The sequence below is a fragment of the Candidatus Thiodiazotropha sp. LNASS1 genome (assembly GCF_964212655.1).
Classification (GTDB): Bacteria; Pseudomonadota; Gammaproteobacteria; order Chromatiales; family Chromatiaceae; genus Thiodiazotropha.
In genome coordinates this window covers 4,117,941-4,136,814 of record NZ_OZ156465.1, presented here as the reverse complement: position 1 = coordinate 4,136,814, position 18,874 = coordinate 4,117,941, and the positions used below count along the sequence as shown (strand labels likewise).

Genomic DNA, 18,874 nt, shown 5'->3' with positions numbered 1-18,874 from the left:
TTCACTCTGCTATCGGATCATTTAAGGAATCCGCCAGGAGCACTCCCGGATTCCAGGTATCCTCAAGGCCCCACCCACCCATCAGATAGTGATGTACAATCCGCAGAGCGATGAGACCGATGTTTTCATCAAAACCCTCAAGATCACCAAACTGCTCACGTAGCTTGCCGCCCACATACGCCTCCATGGCATCCAATTCCCAGATGGGTACGAATTCCGCGAAAGCCTGTTGGGCTGCGGCCTTGACCGCTATGAAGAAGTCACAGCCTTTATCAAACCGGGCGCGATCCGTCACCTCATACCGGCCCGGCACGAAAGTGGTCCAGTCAAGCTGCTGGAACTCCCGCATGAATCTGACCAGATTCCAGATGTGGTAATCAGGTAGCAATCCGTAACGCGCATTGGGTAACAATGTATCTGATGAAAAGAGAATTTTTTCGTGCTCGAAATAAGCGCCCAGATTGCCTGTGCCATGGATTGGACCGGGATTCAGCAGCATCAATTCAAAACCGTCAATCGTGAGACGGTTACGATTGCCCGACAAACATTGGGTTGGCGGCAATTGTCCTTTGGCCTTTCGTAATTCGATGACCTTGGCACACATTTCATCGGCGATAATTTCGGCATCCGGCGCCAGATCTGCAGCAAACCCGGCATGATCCAAATGATCATGCGTGTAGATAATGGTCTGTACAGGCTTATTGGGTATTGTTGCGGCAATAGCCTTTCGATAGGCCCGGGCAGCACCAGGTGTAGCCAATGTATCAAAGGCGATAACACTGTTATCGGCTTCGATAAACAGCGTCCGCCGTACATCGTCGCAAATCGTCCAGATTCTTGTCGACAGCTGATCGACATGCAATTCAGGTTCACGTTCCAGATACTGCCTGGCACCGTCATGGGTAAAGATTCCGGTATTCAGTTCCTCCATAACGATCCCCTTTGCTTAAAGCGGTGTAGTATCGGGTTGCCAGTTACCTTCAATTCCCCAGCCACCGGTTAAATAGTGCTGCATATAACGGGATAAATTCATGGCGCAGTACTCTTGAAAGCGAAACAATTCTCCAAACTCACTACGTAGATTCATTTCAGTGTACTTTTGCACCTCGGCGAAGTTATTCGGATCGAGATCGTCGAAAATGGCCTGTTGTGCAATATCAGCCATTCGGTCGTAATAGGCGAGATTATCGATGAATCCCTGGCGATCAGTGATCCAGAAATGCCCTGGAACAAACAGATCCCAATCGAGGCTGAGCAAGCGTTTCATCACCGGTACATAGGGTGCCAGGTGCCAGTCTGGAAAAAAGGTGTAGCCGACACCTGGAATCACTGTATCCACCATGAACAACAGTTTGCTTTGAGGGAAATAGGCGGCGATATTCCCATCCCCATGAGTGGGTCCGGGGTAGATCAGCTCAAAATCGACGCCGTCTATATTGAATGCCTTACGCTCATCGACAAAAGTTTCCGTTGCCGCCAACTGTCCGTCCGATTGTCGCCTGCGCACAACTTTATCGCACAACTCATGAGCAATAATGTGGGCTTCAGGCGCCATATCCTCAGCATAGCCGGTGTGGTCCAGATGATCATGGGAATAGACGATGGTATGGATTGGGTTACGTGGAAAGACTCTTCCCACTGATGCGGCATAGGCACGCGCCGTACCTGGTGTCGTCAGGGTATCGAAGGCGACCACACCCTTGCGTCCCTTAAGGAATATAGAACGATAGATGCCCTCACTGACAGACCAGATATTATCTCTCACGGGTGTATAAGCGATGTCCCGCCATGCCCCCTGGATCGGGATATTGCCGCCCAGGGTAAAGATCCCGCAATGTTCACATGGCGCGTCCTCTTTGAGGACACTGTCTCCTGGTTGACATTCATCAGCCATCATAGTCGCTCTCCAGTCATGGTTTCAGTATCGATGGATATCCGCCGTAACCGGCCTCAACCATCCAGTACAACTGTCCAAATCGAAAGCTACCCGGTAAAAGCCTGAATACCTGTCTGCGCCCGACCTAGGATCAATCCATGAATGTCATAGGTGCCTTCGTAGGTATTAACCGCCTCAAGATTCATCATATGCCTGATCACATGGTATTCATCGGCAATACCGTTACCACCGTGCATATCTCTTGCGTGACGCGCGATGTCCAAAGCCTTTCCGCAATTATTGCGCTTGATCAGCGAAATCATGGTGGGATCCCACATCCCTTCATCCATGATCCGGCCAACCCTTAGCGCCGCTTGCAATCCAAGTGCGATCTCTGTCTGCATATTGGCGAGTTTGGTTTGCACCAACTGGGTGGCGGCAAGAGGGCGACCAAACTGTTTACGCTCCAGGGTATATTGGCGGGCGGCATGCCAGCAGGCTTCGGCAGCACCCATGGAACCCCAGGCAATTCCGTAACGGGCCCGATTGAGACAGCCGAAAGGCCCCTTTAGACCAGTTATCTCGGGAAAAACGTTTTCGTCCGGTACGAATACATCATTCATCATGATCATTCCGGTAACGGATGCACGCAGACTGAACTTGCCATCTATCTTGGGTGCACTCAATCCTTGCATACCCTTCTCCAGAAGAAAGCCTCGTATCACATCCTCATCATCCTTCGCCCAGACCACAAACAAATCAGCAATGGATGAATTGGTGATCCATGTTTTGCTACCGTTGAGACGATAACCGCCATCCACTTTTTTTGCCCGTGATTTCATTCCGCCTGGGTCTGACCCGGCATCCGGCTCTGTAAGCCCAAAACAGCCGATCAGCTCAGCTGTCGCAAGCTTGGGCAAATACTTCGCTTTTTGATCTTCGCTGCCATAAGCATTGATTGGATGCATGACCAGGCTTGACTGCACACTCATCGCAGAGCGATAACCCGAATCCACCCGTTCAACTTCGCGGGCAATAAGACCATAACTGACATAGTTCAGCCCAGCACAACCGTAACCATCGATCGTTACACCCAGAAGACCCAGCTCACCCATCTCAGAAAGTATTTCTTGATCGAAACGTTCATCCCGATTGGCGCTCAGCACTCTTGGTATGAGGTTATCCTGGCAATACTCATACGCTGTGTCGCGAACCAGGCGCTCATCAGCATCGAGTTGTTTCTCAAGAAGAAATATATCGTCCCAATTGGGCAGGGCGGCCATAGCAAGAATCTCCGGCAATTTAAAAACTGAGGTAACCTAATACCTGTTACGATCAATCCCAGAGAAAGGACAAAAAACAGCATCTTTCTTCAATGGATTTTCCTACACCTGGTACTGATTAGGTAATAGCGAGGCAACGATTAGCAGATACACCTCCAACAGCACCACTAACGCATTACTCGAGCCGCTGAAAAAAACACCAAGGAAATTTTATTCAACAAAGGGCTCTTTAGTTCAGCCTATTTTGGCATTGCAAAACCGTCTTGCCTGACAAAGCGTGGCCATTGACTAGTAGTGCAACAGATTCTGATTACCAGCCTGAATAGGCTGTAGAATGCACCTTCCATGCCATCCGTGTATCTGATTAAATGACAGAACAGTCACTGTCTTTGTGCATTTCCTGCATGGTGACAGGATTCTGTAGACGAAGGGTTTTGCTATCGACTTATCATCACGCTTAGAATTCATTTATGTGGACAAGCGGCCAATTGTATAGACGTTTTTTCCAACTACTAGTATATTAATATCTAATACAACAAGTCCTAATATGAGGTAATCCATCCTACATAATATCCAGCCGGTATGGTCATCCCATGAATATCACCCTGAACGACGTGCCCCATCAACTGCCGGACAATACATCTCTTGCCAGCTTGATCGAGCAACTACCCCCATTCGAGCCCAACACGGTAATTGCATTAAACAACCGGATTGTCTGTAACCAAACTTGGTCTGAGTGTAAGTTGAAAGAGGGTGACGCAGTAATGACTTTTCAAATGTTAGGCGGAGGCTAACCTCATTCTTTTCACCAGGTTCTGTTAACAGGTCCGTGTAAATCTCCAGCGCTTGGTTTCCATCATAATCTTATCCCGATCAAGCGTTTCCCTGAGTAATAGTTCTTTTGTTGCTTTTCCAACAGGATCACCCTTTTTGATTTTACTCAAGAGAGTTTGCAAATCATCCGGCGTATCAATATCCAAGGCGAGCAATGGATGCATGACCACATCCATTTTCCTGTTAAGCGCAGTAAACTTTTGTCTGAAGCCACTCAGGCTGTCGCATCCAAAAACAAGCGGAAATTTCAGTGGGAGACCCGTTAGCAACAAATTGGTTCCGGCACCGGCTTTACAGGCCGCTGCCTTGGGAATAGCGGGTGAAGCAGTAGTAACGAACTCCCGCACAGCCAATGCGGTCAGCAAGGGCAGGTCAGCGTGGACTATCAGAACCACTTCGGCGCCCTGTGATTTCGCATAAGCTGCCGCCTGCTCCAGTTCCGGATTCAACTCCCCCAACCGTTCAGGTTCAAAAATATCCGCTCCCATGGCTGTGAATGAATGCGTTGCACTCGATTCATTGGTTACCAGCAAGACACGTGTGATGAGATCAACACCAAGCAGTGCTGAAACTACATCTTGTGCCATTGCCAGCACCAATTCTCTGCGTAATTCCGCAGTCAGCGCAGGTGCGAGGCGTTTCTTAACTTGCGCCAGGGTTTTCAGTGGCACCAAGGCCCAAATCTCACTCATGAGCTCTTATCCAGGGAATCAATGAATGCCAGGCATTGATTTGCCAAGGCGACTTTCTGCGTGGTGTTTGTCATCACGGTATCACTCGTGTGCACGGCCAATCTCTTATTCAGTTCTGAGGCTGTCGCCTTGTCGACTGAATCGATCATCAGCCCCGAAACCAGACCTTGATAGTGATCCGCAATGGCCTCCTGTGTTACCGGCATATCCAGCTCTTGCATTATTTTTGCTGTTGGCCCTTTGATCGCCCGACCGCCAACGATAGGGGAGACTGCAACGACCGGGACTGATAACGTTCGCAATAACTCACTGACACCCGGCAATGCCAGCAGAGGATCGATACTTAAAAAGGGATTTGACGGACAGATAATCACGCCGGCCAGTTCCTTGTCATTCAATGCGCCGATAAAACCTGATGAGGTTTTCGCCTTCTCCACTCCGTCATATCGAATACCAAAAATCCTGGGCTGGCAACGCTTTTTGACGAAGTAATGCTGGAATGACATCACACCGCCATCCACCACTACTTCGGTTCGTATCGGGTCATCGCTCATGGGGATGATTGCATGATCGATCGCCAGTGATCGCGTGATGCGTGCAGTCACTTCACTCAGGGAGAGCCCTTGTGCCAGCAACGAACGACGCACCAGGTGCAAGGCAATATCTTTATCACCCAGGCGAAACCATGTCTCACCGCCCAGTCGCTCAACCTGATCGAGCACATTCCAACTTTCATCCGCCCTTCCCCATCCTTGCCGGGATTCAACCACTCCACTCAAAGTGTATGTGACAGTGTCTATATCTGGGCATATCAATAGCCCCAGATGCTCGAAATCATCACCGGTGTTTACCACGATGGTAAGACAACCGGGTTCAAGCACCCGACTTAAACCCAATGCCAGTTTCGCGCCACCGACACCACCACAAAGTGCCAGATACTTTTTTTTGTTTTGCGACATTATAAAAAAAGGTCCTTGTCCAATGGACGGATTAAATCACTGCTGTCTCCCGAGCCAGTGATGGAAAGACCACGAACGATCACTGCAGGCCTGCCCTCGTTGGCAGCCCCCATCAACAGGGAAGCCGCTGCTGCCAATTCGTCCCCCCATGCCACTTCGGTTACCTCCAGTGGTTGACCCGATAGATCCTGCGCACCCCTATAATCCTTTAACGTCACAATACCTGAGCTACCGATGCATACACCGCAGGTACCCATCCTCCAGGGCCTGCCGAAGCTGTCATTGATTACCACACCGAGGGTAAGGCCAGTCTGTTGCTTAATACTCTCCCGCAAGGCATGTGCACTGGCATCCGGGTCTTCGGGTAAAAGCAATACCTGTTGATGACCGTCATCTATGTTGGAGTGGTCGATAGCGGCATTTGCGCTGACATGACCGAGACGATGCCTGACAATCAACACATGGGGCACTGCCCGCACCACATACAGCGATTCCCTGAGTATCAATTCCACCAGGCGTGGGTCTTTTAAACACACCTGAGCCAAACGAAGGGCCTCGGCAGAGGGCTGCACCCTGTCCAACTTTACGTATCGCCCCTCCGCCTTGGAGACGATCTTTTGAGCGACCACCAGGATATCCTTATCCTGCCATGCCGGTCCGTGATCCTGCATGGCTGTTACTAGAATCGATGCCAGATCGTCCCCCGGCATGATTAACGGGATATTACCCAGTGCCAGGAATTGAATATTGTGATGATTGTTATGGGCAATCATGATTCGACTCAAGAAACCTGTTCAAGGCTGTAAAATCAAAAATTGTCGAGGAATCGGGTTTTATAGTCTCTCTGCACATGCTGTGAGCCAGGTGCCTCAGGAGTGGGGATTGATCAAATGTTTCGGCAATACGCCCATCATCAGTCAATGCGCGGCGAAGGTTTGAAGTCAGTCCGGCTGAACCACCCAGTATGTTGAGTTGTTCTAACACCGAAGCCAGGAAATCATCATCATGTAACAGCGCTATCGCTTCGGCATGGGCTGCCACCATATCGTCCACCAATTCGGGAAAACGCTCTATCACCCAACGCTCTGTGGTCAGACCCGTTGTGGGAAACTCCGGCAAGTCAGCTGGTGAGATCAGATTATTCAGGCCCAACTCCTCCAAATAGGCAGGACTCACGGCAGAACTGAACAGGCCGGCATCAACTTCCCCCGACAACAACAAGCCAAGACGCATCAGATCGTCGCGCACGGGATCGATGGCAGGATATTGATCAAACGAAACATCAGCCAGTCTCCAGGTTAAAAAACGGGCAGGCGGTGAAGAATCAACATAGCCGGCAATCCGCCCACCATCCAGTTGCTCCAGCTTCTCTGTGTTGGATCCTCCGTAAAGCCAGAACAGCGGTCGCCGCATGGCGACCAAGAGCAATCGCCTCTCCACCCCTTGCAGGATTTCCATCAGACCCGCCGCACAAGCAGTACTTAAACATGGCAACGAGGACTGCGCCCGGCCATCAAACGTCAAATCCCGTAGTGAGATGCGCAATCCCCTGCTCTGATAGTAACCGGCCTCTCTGGCTGCGAAATGACACAGCAGCTCATGGGCATCAAAGGCTCGGAAGCCAAGCAGAAGATGCCTGCTCATGGCCGAACACCTCAATCATTGTTTTCAGTTGCGGTGAATAACAGGCTGAAAATCACGCCCACCATACCCAGCACAAGACAGGAGGCACCGGCCACGGATAACACTTTAGGAACAGGGGCCCGCACTAAAACATCGAGCCATGCACCGAGCGGCAACAAAACCGCACCAACAACCATCATCCACGAAATCAATAAGCGCTTTGCCTGCGACCTGATAACGTGATCAATAAACAACCCCATCAGTATCAGTAAGGTGCCCAACGCAGCCATATGGCCATGGCCGTGCACTTCCCGAAGATACTCAATTCGGATTTCGGCATAGGCTTGCAGGGATGTCTGTGCCGCAGCAAGATCGCCCTCTGCCGCCTTGGCAAAACCATTGGCCATAGAGAAACCGATCTTTTCCAGTGTCTGATGTTCATCGAACACGGCGTAATAAAAACCATACAGCATACTGATTGCGACCAGACCCAGGCCGGCTAAGGTCAAGAGTTTTTGTGTAGCGCTCATCAGGCTTGGCTCCCTTGGCTATCGAGGGCTCCCGTATGACGCAAGACTCCCGCCAACATACCCGTCAATGCGATGATGACCAGCAAACCGGCAATATCCGCAACCCCGCCTGCCAATAATCCAAACCAGATCTCGGCATAGACGGCAACCGGCAACAAGGCTCCACCGGTGAGCAACAACACAGCCATGCGGCGGCGCCAGGCCAGGGACAAATAGACGAACGGCTGGATCAACGATGTCATCATCGCCAAAATGCCGAATTCCACCATATGGGCATGAGCAGCTATAGACACCGCCCGCTCTCCCTGTAACCGGCCATAGGCCAGAAGGGATTGATCGGTAGCTGCCTGATCCGCACCATGCGCCTGCCCGATGATCTCTTTCAGGGTGACCAGTTCGCGTGCTTCATGCGTTTGCATTTGCACCCCTGCGTACCAGGCGCCAAATAAAAACCCAAGCAGGACCAACACAGCCCCACCCTTCAGTAACAGCCAGCCGATTTCACCCAATGAGGGAGAGAAGGGAGCTGCCTCAGGTCGACTCCTTGCACTTCCCATGAGCCCCCATAGCTGAATCAGGACAATGAAGGCCAAAATCAATCCAGAGAGGTCAGCGCTGATGCTGGCCCATCCGATGCTTTCCAACGGACTGTAGACCAGGCCAACATAGTGAATCAGAAAAATGGATACCGGCAACACCACGGCCATAGCCAAAAACAGGCGTGCAAGCACTACTTTCAAACGATCATTCAAACGAACCCGGGATTGCAGAAACGCTAACAGCAGTGCCAGGTAACCAACCTGGATAATATGAACATGGGTATCCTTCTTGGTCCCGGCATTTTCAAGGTAGCCGCCGAGTTGAGCGAAATTCCGCCACACCGTGTCAACGTCATGGCTCGATATCGCCGAAGCGGCGCCTGCCAAAGCCGCTGAGATCCGATCCACATTGGGATGCAATATGAACACAGCGTACAGATCGCCGAAAATCATCCCTGCTACGATCAGCAACATCCCGCCGATGACAAATAACCGGGATCCTAAAGCATCGCTTGCCAACATCTTCTCGTTGTTGTTCATTACCGTTTCACCTGCTTTGTAATCGCCTGACCCTCGGCAGCAAACGCCGGCATCACCCGATCGGCGAACGTTTGAATAAAATGCCCCGCATCCTCCATATTGGCCGGCCACACAAAGGCGTCGACACCCATATCCGCTATGGCCTTAAAGCGAGGAATCGTCTCTTCCGGAGAACCTGCGATACAGACAGTATCAATAATCGTGTCGGTCAACAGTGCCTGGTGTTTGGCCCGATTGCTACCGTGCTCAAAGTAGTCATATTTCGCTTTAAACTCTTCGAGCTGGCTCCACAAATCATCAGAAAAATACTCACGAGGAACTGTTTTGAAGACTGTCCCGGCGGCTACCGAGGCATATCCCTTGATCTGATCCCGGGCCATATCCCGATGTGGTGAGACTGCCGTTGCGACGCGCATATACAGTTTAATCTCTTCAAACCTTCGTCCCGCCTGTTCAGCACCTTGGCGTATGTTATCCAGTGCATATCGCACCAATGCAGGATCGGCTCCCACCTGGAACAGCACGCCGTCGGCAACTCTGCCACCCAGTTGCAGGGATTTTGGACCTGAACAGGCCATGACGATGGGCACCGTCACATCACACCAGGCCAGGTGAAAACGGCATCCCTGATATTCCACCTCCTGCCCTTTCATCAATGCCCGCAACAGCGTGATCTTATTTTCCAGGGCCGCCAGGCGGTCAGGTTTGAATCCCAGGGTATGAACGGCACTTTCGCCCACACCGATACCCAGTATCGCTCTTCCATTGGACACTTCGTGCAAGGTTGCCCAGCTGTTGGCCAGTACTGCAGGATGCCGGGTGATGGCATTGGTTACCCCGGAGCCCACCCGGATGCGGGAAGTCTGTAACGCAATCTGCGAGAGCAGTATGTAGGCATCCCGCATTACACATTGGGAATCGGCAATCCAGACCCCTCCATAGCCATACTCCTCGGCTTGCCCGGACAACGATAAACACTCACTGACCGGCCGATTGGGTAAGATACCGATTTCAAATGAGACAGACATAAAATAGGCGTCTCTTCCAGGTCTATCACCACGGGTTGCTGAATCGCATAAACGAATGAGTTCTGCCTGAGTATATGCAAGCTTTGTTGTCGACTCTTAGACCTGAACGCACCCCAATTGACCACAAGAGCATTCAGACAGGACGAAGCGATGCGGCCTGGGATGGTTTTCTGTTACGAATACAACCAGTTTTTGAAGATCCGGGTGAGCAATGGCATAAGCAGAAAAGTCATGAGGGGTACCGCAATTCCGGTAAGAATCAGGGTACGCAACATCAGAGGATGGGGTTCAAGTAACGGTCCTATCAACCATAATAGACCGCTGATCAAAAGATAGATCGCCAACCATGCCAACACAGCCATTTTATAAAGAGGGGGAGGTGCCACCATTGCCTGATCCGGTAAAGTGAACCAGGCTTCGAGGCCGGTTACCATATGACGCTTCGGCTTCTCGCTGACCTGTTTGGCGATGCTGCGCCAACGGGCCCGTTCATCAGATTTTTCCCAGTGTTCAAGGTTTGATCGTCTATCGAACTTGAACAGGATATAGTAATTTCTCTCCTGACCCGAGGGACGAATGATACTCACCCCCAAATGCCCGGGCTGACGTTGGGCGGCCTCGGTGATCCCATTGAGATATGTCTCGAATTCCTGTTCTTTTCCAGGCAACGGCATGCGTGACATCATGATACTGACAGGAGGATCGCTCTCTTTCCGCAGATCTTCATTTACCATCGCCGTTACCCACCCGTTTCACCACCAGCCAGATTCCCAGACCGATAAAACCCGCTCCAAGCCAATGGAACCAATACACATGCTCTCCCAGGAAAACTGCAGCCAGGATTGCGGCAAACACAGGAATGAGATTGAGGTATACCGCAGCGCGACTGGGACCCACAGCCTGGTTACCTTGGTTCCACATCAACATGCCAAAAACCGAGACTGTCAGCGCCAGCACCAAAACCACGCCAACAGTAGCCAAATCCATCGGCATGATCATAAACCAGATTGTTTCCACCAGATAAAAAGGCAGCAGAATAATACAACCGGTAACGATAATGCCGAAGAGGGATTCCAGGGAACTCAATTCTAAAGGTATCCTGGAGACATTGATGGCATAGGCAGAGAATCCGCATACCGCCAACAAGGTCAAAAGATCACCACTATTGATTTCAAGCTCCAGGACAGCCGACCAGCTACCGTGAAACAGCATGACAGCGACGCCGGTACAGGCGGCAAAGATGCCCGCAAGTTGTACTGTTCGTAACCTTTCACCCAGAAAGGTAGCGGCGATGATAACTGTCAGTATGGGTTGAAATACGCTGATAACAGAGACATTGACGGCAGTGGTTGTGCGAAGTGCTATCAGAATCAACATGGTGCTGAGTGTCACGAAGCCGCCCAACAGGATGTAGGTGGTTATATTCCCACGAAACACACGGACGGGTGAACCGCCCTTCAAGACCCAGGGAAGCAGGATCAGTGCCCCGGCTGTCCAGCGCCAGAAATTGAGGCCCACCGGTGGAATGACATCATGCACACCACGTCCAATGACATGATTGCTGGCAAGAAAAAAAGCGGTCAGCACTAAGTAGGTATGGGCCAGTGGGATTGGCAGTTGCGCACCACGCATGCACGAAACCGGGACAGTCTGGGTCTCTTTTTTCATTCGTCGAGACAATCAAACTTGGCATCCGGATGCCCGTTCAACTCCGGCGGTGACTCATACCGATCCAGAGGGGTTCTGGAGAATCTGATCGGATTGCGCACGGCGGGTGTACGACCGTCATCCAGCGTTAAGAATAAACCGGATTCCTTGGTATAGGGATGATCATAGAGATCACCCAGATCGTTGACCGGGCCGTGCGGAAAATCACCGGCAGAAAAAATAGCCAGCCACTCGTCCCGGGTGCGGGTCAACATCAAAGCCTGGATCAGGGGCACCAGCCGATGACGATTTTCCACCCGCCGGGGGTTGGTTCGGTAATCATCCTGTTGATGCCAGTCCACAGCCATCACCTGACACAGACTGGCAAACTGCTTATCAGTCCCCACCGCAATCATCACCGGTTGGCTAAGCGTTGCAAAACACTGATAGGGTACGATATTGGGGTGGGCGCTACCCAATGCCTTCGGCACCTCGCGACTGGTGAGGAAGTTTGAAACCACATTGGCCAGACAGGTCACCTGGGTATCGAACAGGGGTATCTCTATCAACTGTCCCCGCCCGGAGTGTTGACGTTCCAGCAATGCAGCAAGAATCGCATTACCGGCATAGAGCCCAGCCAATATATCACTGATAGCCACCCCAACCTTGACCGGCTCACCCTCTTCGGTTCCGGTGATACTCATCAAACCTGACATGGCCTGGATCAGCGCATCGAATCCCGGCTTGGCTCCCCAGTCACTGCACTGTTCGAATCCGTGGATCGAACAATAGATCAGTTGCGGATTGAGCTTGAGCGCTGATGCTCCATCCAGACCGAACTTGTCCAAAGTACCGGCACGGAAGTTTTCGATCAGCACATCTGCAGATTGCAGCAATCCCTTCAGTACCGCCAGATCGCCGGGATTCTTGAAGTCCAGCACCCGAGACTTTTTATTTCGGTTCGCAGAGAGATAATAGGCCGATTTGCCATCGAAGAATGGCGGTCCCCACTGACGTGTGCCATCACCTTCGGGACTCTCGATCTTGATCACTTCCGCCCCAAGGTCGCCAAATAATTGAGTGCACCAGGGCCCTGCAAGGATGCGTGAAAGATCCAGGACCTTAAATCCGGCCAACGGAAGATTACGCTTGGTCATAGACATTCCAGGCAGGTATCATCGGCTCACATATTCGGATAATTCGGTCCCCCACCGCCTTCCGGCGTCACCCAGGTGATATTGGCGGTAGGATCCTTGATATCGCAGGTCTTGCAATGGATGCAGTTTTGCGCGTTGATCTGAAGTTGGGGGCCCTCTTCCATGTCGAGAATCTCATAGACCCCGGCCGGACAGTAACGTTGTTCAGGGGCATCGTAACGTCCCAGATTGATTTCCAATGGAACGACACTATCCTGCAATCTGAGATGACAGGGCTGGTCCTCTTCGTGACTGATATTGGAGAGATAGACTGAAGAGAGTCGATCGAAGCTGATCTCGCCATCCGGTTTAGGATAGTCGATCCGTTTGCAGTCAGCCGCGTGTTTCAGGGTGTCGCGGTCTTCTGTGTCATCATGCAGATCCAGGGGAAACTTGCCGCCAAACAGGGTCTGGTCAAGATAATTGTATGCCCCTCCGAAGTATAAACCCCATTTCTTCAGTGCCGTGCCGAAATTGCGGCTGCGATACAACTCATCGCAAAGCCAGGATGCCTTGAAGCGATCGTTAAAAGCGTACAGATCTTCTCCGCCCCGACCCCCTTCAGCAAGAGACTCGAACACTGTTTCAGCAGCCAGCATGCCGGACTTCATTGCCGTATGGGTGCCTTTGATCTTGGCGTAGTTGAGGGTGCCTGCATCGCATCCGATCAAAAGCGCCCCAGGCATGTGCATGGTGGGCAAGGCATGAAAACCGCCCTTGTTTATGACACGCGCGCCATAGGCCACCCGGCGGCCACCGGTCAGATAACCTTTGAGCAATGGGTGCTGTTTCAGACGTTGAAACTCCTCGTATGGATTAACATAAGGGTTCTGATAATTCAGATCGACGATCAGGCCCACACTGATCTGGTTGTCCTCAAGGTGATACAGAAAGAATCCACCACCACTGCCGCTCTCTGACAATGGCCAACCCGAGCCGTGGATGACCAATCCCTGTTGATGTTTTTGCTGACTGCAATCCCACAATTCCTTTAATCCCAGCCCATAGTGCTGTGCGCCCACGCCGGCATCAAGTTGATACCTGACGACCAACTGCTGACCCAGGTGACCACGTGCACCCTCTGCAAACAGAGTATATTTTGCGCGCAATTCCATACCGGGCTCGAAACTTGGCTTTTTACTGCCATCTTCGGCCAATCCCATATCGCCTGTGATGACACCAGCCACTTCAGCATGCTCACCGTAAAGCACCTCGGCAGCCGAAAATCCGGGAAATATATCGACATCCAGTGTCTCTGCCCGTTCAGACAGCCAACGACATAGATTACCCAGGCTGGCTATGTAATTGCCTCGATTGTGCATTGAGGCGGGGACAAACTGTTTCGGCACCTGCCACGCCTTCTCCCCATTCCGCAGAAAATAGACAAGATCATGATTGACCTCTGTGGTCAGAGGTGCGTCTTGCTCTCGCCAATCGGGAATCAATTCATCGAGTGAGCAGGGATCGATGACAGCGCCTGACAGTATGTGCGCACCAATCTCAGCGCCTTTTTCAAGCACACATACGGAGAGTTCCCTTTTCTGTGCCATGGCAAGTTGGCGCAATCGTATTGCAGCAGCCAATCCTGCCGGACCACCGCCAACGATGACTACATCATATTCCATGCTCTCACGTTGCATCATAGGCTCCGGCTTTAGGGCCTGTTAACATGCATTTGATCATCACTGCCAAGACCCGCTTTTTTTTGCCCCGCAAGGCAGATTCAATTAACACTCCGTTCAAGTTCAGCCAACAAGGCAGGCAAGATGTCGAACAGGTCGCCAACGATGCCATAGTCGGCGATTTGGAATATGGGGGCATCCTCGTCCTTGTTGATAGCCACGATCACTTTGCTCTCCTTCATTCCGGCCAAATGTTGTATGGCACCGGAAATACCGACAGCTATATAGAGTTTGGGGGCAACCACCTTGCCGGTTTGTCCTACTTGCAAATCATTAGAAACAAAACCCGCATCCACGGCTGCGCGGGATGCGCCAATCGCCGCACCAAGCCTGTCGGCGAGGGTCTCGAGCAGATGGAAATTCTCCGCACTGCCCAAACCGCGCCCGCCGGAGACCACCACTTCGGCCTGAGTCAAGTCCGGCCGCGACGATTCACTCTGCTCCTCTCCATCCCAGCGGCAAAGGCCCGTATCCCCGCTCGCCTCAATCTGATCAATGAGTGCGTTACCACCTTCTGCAACGGCCGGCTCGAAGGCGGTTGCACGTACAGTGACAATCTTCAGCGGGTCCTTCGAGCGCACGGTGGCGATGACGTTTCCCGCGTAGATCGGACGTCGGAAGCAGTCACTCGATTCAATCGCGATAATGTCTGATATCTGAGCCACGTCCAGCAGTGCTGCCACGCGAGGCATCAGGTTCTTTCCATTAGCAGTGGCCGGCATCAGCAGATGCGTATATCCTTCAGCCTGTCTGACGACCAATGGAGCGACATTTTCCGCCAGCTGATGCTCATATTCCGGGGCATCCGCCAATGCCACACGACTCACTCCCCGTACTCTCGCGGCGCTCTCGGCTACCGACGAACAGCCATTGCCGACGATCAGCAGATCGACTGAATCGCTTATTTGAGTCGCAGCAGTGATTGCCGCCAGGGTTGCAGCATTGAGTTCACTGTTATTGTGTTCAGCGATAACCAGTATCGTCACGATTAAATCACCCTTGCTTCATTTCTGAGTTTCTCCACCAGCTCTTTTGCATCGGAAACCTTGATGCCTCCACTGCGCTGTACCGGTTCAGCTACAGAGAGAATCTCCAATCGAGCTGATATATCGACACCCAGTTCTGCCGGCGTGATCTTATCCAGGGGCTTTTTCTTGGCCTTCATAATATTCGGTAATTTGACATAGCGCGGTTCGTTCAAGCGTAAATCGGAGGTCACCACGCCCGGCGGCTGAAAAGAGAGGGTTTGGCTGCCGGTATCTGTCTCTCGTGTAACCTGCACCCGATCACCGTCGACCAGAACTTGGGATGCGAAAGTAGCCTGGGGCCAGCCCAAAAGCGCCGCCAGCATTTGACCGGTTTGGTTACTGTCGTCATCGATCGCCTGCTTACCGAGAATAACCAGATCGAACTGCTCTCTCTCCACGATAGCAACAAGCAGTTTGGCGACAGTCAAAGGTTCCAACCGTTCATCGGTCTCCACCAGCAAGCCGCGATCCACCCCCATGGCAAGCGCCGTACGGACAATGTCCTGGCATGCCGTCTCACCAAGGGAGACAGCAACCACCTCTGTAGCGCTACCCGCTTCTTTCATTCGCACCGCCTCTTCCACGGCTATTTCATCAAACGGATTCATGGACATTTTTGCATTGGCTATCTCAACATCTGATCCATCCGCTTTTGGACGGACCTTGATGTTGTAGTCAACAACTCTTTTAACAGCTACCAGTACTTTCATCAGCCAATCCCTTAAACTGCCGAACCAGGTTCGCCGGTAATACGTAAACCCGCACCGTTGATTTTGTAGCGCTTGTTTAAGAATATCAGTACCGAAGTCAACGCCTCGGCTACAGCGGAATTGTCGATTGCCCCCGCATGCCAAGCACGCAAACCAATATCCCTGGCAAGCTTGACCACCATATCCCGTGCCTCCGGGTCATTACCTGAAACCAACACATCACATTCGTTATGATGACCATCGTCTGACTGCAAATGCGTAGCTGCGATATTCTGAAAGGCGGAAACGACACGAACATTTTCACCCAACAACATCTGGGACTGTTTAGCCGCCGGCCCATCCGCCGGGAGCTGGACGCGTGCTACCTTTGGTGGAACCAGGGGTACGGTGGCATCAACAAATATCTTACCCTGGACCGCATCACGGACACTTTTCAAGGTACTGTCGTGACTGGCAAAAGGAACCGTCATTATGACCACATCGGCAATTGTCGCGGCAGCGCTGTTTTCTCTACCGTCTACCGATGTCCCGACCCGATCCGACATGGCTTTTGCCGAAGCCTTGGCCTTCTCCTCACCCCTGGATCCGATAATGACCGGATAACCGGCTTTGGCCAATTGATAAGCCAAACCACCACCCAGATCACCTGTACCACCTAATACGGCGACAATCGGCAACGAATCAGACATCTGCAGGTTCCTCTATGTTGACATCCGCTCGAATCAGCCAGCAGTGCGGACTATAAATGAATACTATTAATCACGCCTGATAGCGTCTTGAACGCCAGGGTGAACAAGTTGACTCTCAAGGAAGCCGGTCATGCATCGTGTAATGGAAAGGAATACGCAGTCAGCGCCTGGTTAATGTAGCCAACAATTGCTGTTACCGGCAGACACCCATCACCCTAACGGATCGATTCGATGTGGATGGGAATAAATCGTCAAGCGCCCTTTGCGTACAAAGCCGCACAGGGTCACACCAAACCGTTCCGCCACTTCTATCGCCAATGAAGTCGGCGCACTGACTGCAGCAACAATTTCCAGACCTGCGCGCACCGCTTTGGTCACCATCTCCAGACTCAGGCGACTGGATAGCAGAACACCTCGTGCCTTGAACCCTTCGCCGTTCAGCAGAGTAGCCCCGATAACCTTGTCCAGGGCATTGTGTCGCCCAAGATCTTCGGCTACAGCATGAATACGCCCATCAGAAGTAAACACAGCTGCCGCATGCGCACCGCCTGTCTCATCGAAAATGGCCTGTCGCTGCCGCATCTCCTCCATCAGTTCTGCGACCCCCCTACCCATCAGTCGCATTCGATCAGGTACGTTATTCAGGCCAAAGGTATTGTTTTCGACCACTTCCCTGCTTCCGCATATCCCGCAGGAGCTCGTCATCACCAAGTTGCGCCTTCGTGTTTCTACCGTTTCCGGACTCTTGAGCTTCATGCGCACGATGCCCGGCTTGTCCGGACATACCGCCAGGCTCTCGACATCATCCAGGTTTTGAATCAAGCCTTCCGTGAAGGCAAAACCCGCAGCTAGTGAAAGTGCCGCACTGGGAACCTCCTCGCTCAGCAGGCCATGCCCTGAAAGATACCCGCTAGCCATAAGTTGCACATTATCGGTAGGCGTCCACATCAGGGTATAAGTACCGATTGCCTCGACATCCAACGTCAAGGCGTCTTCAACGACTACAGGACTCTGTTCCACCACACCCGGTTGACCCGGCCCGGGAATGTAACGTGATGTTACACGCCGCACGCCTGGTTTCCCGCTGTTATCCACAATATTGGCAGTAACGGCTCTAGTGCAGGCCAAGACGGGCTGCAAAGCTAATTTGGGGCTCATAGACACCTGCCTTGAAGATTAAAACACGATAGCTGAAGAAACCGACCAATACGCCGGTCGCAGCCACAAATACCGACACTAATGCGCTCCCCCCGAACCACAGCAAAACAAGCGGAAGAAGAATACCGGCACCTAAAACCAGAGTATAAAAGGGCAATGAGAAACTCTCTTTGATCAATAATGTCACCGACTGTTGCCCACCCCGGGTACCGTGATAAGCGGCATGAAGCAGACTCAACAGGATGGCTAGCGTTACCACCAGCAAAGCTAGCAACAGCTTTTGCAACAACACCAGATCAGCATCGACCAAACTGTTCAATACATTACCCAGAAGCAGGGTGACGGCGGCACCGCCGAGCAAGGCATAAGTCATACTGCTAACCGGCATCAAACCCGTGTTCCACAAGGCTATGGATGAGGAGTGTGACATCGCGAATCCCTGATAGGTCATCACCAGCAGTGCGGCAGCGACTGCGATAAGCTGAATCAGCTTGCCCACGGCTCCCCCGCCGGACCAGCCAAAAGTCTGATCCAGTACAACCAGTATCCCGAATGGGACAAAGACCATAATGGATATCAAGCCACGACTGATCCAGGAACGGTCCGGACGAAGCATCGCCCGCCAGGATTTCGCCGGTACACCCATGTGGGTCAAATGAAAAAGCGGCTTTCCAACACCAGTGCTGATCAGACCGAAGATCATCCCGGCAACAAAATCAAAGTACATCGATATCAGGAAGGTACCGGCACCCAACTCACCGAAGAAAAAGGCTGTGGCCATCGGCACATCCCAGAAATTTTGGAAGCGGTAACCAAGTTTAAAGCTATCGCCGACCAAAGGTGCATCTGTATTCGACATC

General features: G+C 52.0%; 20 protein-coding genes. 1 reads left to right on the top strand and 19 read right to left on the bottom strand.

The features are described from left to right. Position 1: 1 nt before the first annotated feature. The 3 genes from AB8516_RS18465 to AB8516_RS18455 form a co-directional block, all read right to left on the bottom strand. Positions 2–931 (bottom strand): MBL fold metallo-hydrolase, encoded by a 930-nt coding sequence (locus AB8516_RS18465; RefSeq protein WP_369162652.1) that lies wholly within the window; start codon positions 929–931, stop codon positions 2–4. 15 nt (positions 932–946) lie between these two features. Next, a complete protein-coding gene (locus tag AB8516_RS18460) occupies positions 947–1,897 on the bottom strand; it encodes an MBL fold metallo-hydrolase (RefSeq protein ID WP_369162651.1) in 951 nt (316 codons plus the stop codon). 86 nt (positions 1,898–1,983) lie between these two features. Beyond that, positions 1,984–3,159: an acyl-CoA dehydrogenase gene (locus AB8516_RS18455; protein WP_369162650.1), complete on the bottom strand. Its 1,176-nt coding sequence runs from the start codon at positions 3,157–3,159 to the stop codon at positions 1,984–1,986. Positions 3,160–3,752: 593 nt separating this feature from the next. Between AB8516_RS18455 and thiS the strand changes: the two genes are divergently transcribed. Beyond that, positions 3,753–3,953, top strand: a complete 201-nt coding sequence (gene thiS, locus AB8516_RS18450) for a sulfur carrier protein ThiS (RefSeq protein ID WP_369162649.1) — start codon at positions 3,753–3,755, stop codon at positions 3,951–3,953. Positions 3,954–3,977: 24 nt separating this feature from the next. On the opposite strand, the gene cofC is transcribed toward thiS, so the two are convergent. The 16 genes from cofC to nrfD all read right to left on the bottom strand — a co-directional run bounded on the left by cofC (position 3,978) and on the right by nrfD (position 18,873). Continuing rightward, entirely contained in the window at positions 3,978–4,685 is a 708-nt protein-coding gene (gene cofC / locus AB8516_RS18445; RefSeq protein ID WP_369162648.1) for a 2-phospho-L-lactate guanylyltransferase, read from the bottom strand. Next, a complete protein-coding gene (gene cofD / locus AB8516_RS18440) occupies positions 4,682–5,644 on the bottom strand; it encodes a 2-phospho-L-lactate transferase (RefSeq protein ID WP_369162647.1) in 963 nt (320 codons plus the stop codon). The genes cofC and cofD overlap by 4 nt, the downstream gene beginning before the upstream one ends. Beyond that, entirely contained in the window at positions 5,644–6,417 is a 774-nt protein-coding gene (gene cofE, locus AB8516_RS18435) for a coenzyme F420-0:L-glutamate ligase (protein ID WP_369162646.1), read from the bottom strand. The genes cofD and cofE overlap by 1 nt, the downstream gene beginning before the upstream one ends. After that, the gene (locus AB8516_RS18430) at positions 6,404–7,288 is read right to left on the bottom strand and encodes a hypothetical protein (RefSeq protein WP_369162645.1); all 885 of its coding nucleotides are present in this window, start codon (positions 7,286–7,288) and stop codon (positions 6,404–6,406) included. The genes cofE and AB8516_RS18430 overlap by 14 nt, the downstream gene beginning before the upstream one ends. Before the next feature lie 11 nt (positions 7,289–7,299). Continuing rightward, positions 7,300–7,797 carry a hypothetical protein gene (locus AB8516_RS18425; RefSeq protein WP_369162644.1) on the bottom strand — a complete coding sequence of 166 codons (498 nt, stop codon included), beginning with the start codon at positions 7,795–7,797 and terminating at the stop codon, positions 7,300–7,302. After that, positions 7,797–8,876, bottom strand: coding sequence for a hypothetical protein (locus AB8516_RS18420; RefSeq protein WP_369162643.1), 1,080 nt, complete (start codon positions 8,874–8,876; stop codon positions 7,797–7,799). Before AB8516_RS18420 ends, AB8516_RS18425 begins: the two co-directional genes overlap by 1 nt. Next, the gene (locus AB8516_RS18415; protein ID WP_369162642.1) at positions 8,876–9,904 is read right to left on the bottom strand and encodes an LLM class flavin-dependent oxidoreductase; all 1,029 of its coding nucleotides are present in this window, start codon (positions 9,902–9,904) and stop codon (positions 8,876–8,878) included. Before AB8516_RS18415 ends, AB8516_RS18420 begins: the two co-directional genes overlap by 1 nt. A 173-nt stretch (positions 9,905–10,077) precedes the next feature. Continuing rightward, on the bottom strand, positions 10,078–10,638 hold the full coding sequence (locus AB8516_RS18410) for an antibiotic biosynthesis monooxygenase (protein WP_369162641.1): 561 nt from the start codon (positions 10,636–10,638) through the stop codon (positions 10,078–10,080). Further along, on the bottom strand, positions 10,628–11,572 hold the full coding sequence (locus AB8516_RS18405) for a DMT family transporter (RefSeq protein ID WP_369162640.1): 945 nt from the start codon (positions 11,570–11,572) through the stop codon (positions 10,628–10,630). The genes AB8516_RS18410 and AB8516_RS18405 overlap by 11 nt, the downstream gene beginning before the upstream one ends. Beyond that, the gene (locus AB8516_RS18400) at positions 11,569–12,708 is read right to left on the bottom strand and encodes a CaiB/BaiF CoA transferase family protein (RefSeq protein ID WP_369162639.1); all 1,140 of its coding nucleotides are present in this window, start codon (positions 12,706–12,708) and stop codon (positions 11,569–11,571) included. Before AB8516_RS18400 ends, AB8516_RS18405 begins: the two co-directional genes overlap by 4 nt. A 26-nt stretch (positions 12,709–12,734) precedes the next feature. Next, positions 12,735–14,387, bottom strand: a complete 1,653-nt coding sequence (locus tag AB8516_RS18395; protein ID WP_369162638.1) for an electron transfer flavoprotein-ubiquinone oxidoreductase — start codon at positions 14,385–14,387, stop codon at positions 12,735–12,737. 83 nt (positions 14,388–14,470) lie between these two features. Next, a complete protein-coding gene (locus AB8516_RS18390; protein WP_369162637.1) occupies positions 14,471–15,415 on the bottom strand; it encodes an electron transfer flavoprotein subunit alpha/FixB family protein in 945 nt (314 codons plus the stop codon). Positions 15,416–15,417: 2 nt separating this feature from the next. Continuing rightward, entirely contained in the window at positions 15,418–16,167 is a 750-nt protein-coding gene (locus AB8516_RS18385; RefSeq protein WP_369162636.1) for an electron transfer flavoprotein subunit beta/FixA family protein, read from the bottom strand. A gap of 11 nt (positions 16,168–16,178) precedes the next feature. Then, positions 16,179–16,856, bottom strand: coding sequence for an NADPH-dependent F420 reductase (npdG, locus tag AB8516_RS18380; protein WP_369162635.1), 678 nt, complete (start codon positions 16,854–16,856; stop codon positions 16,179–16,181). Positions 16,857–17,066: 210 nt separating this feature from the next. Continuing rightward, entirely contained in the window at positions 17,067–17,927 is an 861-nt protein-coding gene (gene fdhD / locus AB8516_RS18375) for a formate dehydrogenase accessory sulfurtransferase FdhD (protein WP_369162634.1), read from the bottom strand. A gap of 43 nt (positions 17,928–17,970) precedes the next feature. Continuing rightward, complete coding sequence (gene nrfD / locus AB8516_RS18370; protein WP_369162633.1) at positions 17,971–18,873, bottom strand: NrfD/PsrC family molybdoenzyme membrane anchor subunit; 903 nt, start codon at positions 18,871–18,873, stop codon at positions 17,971–17,973. Position 18,874: the final 1 nt, after the last annotated feature.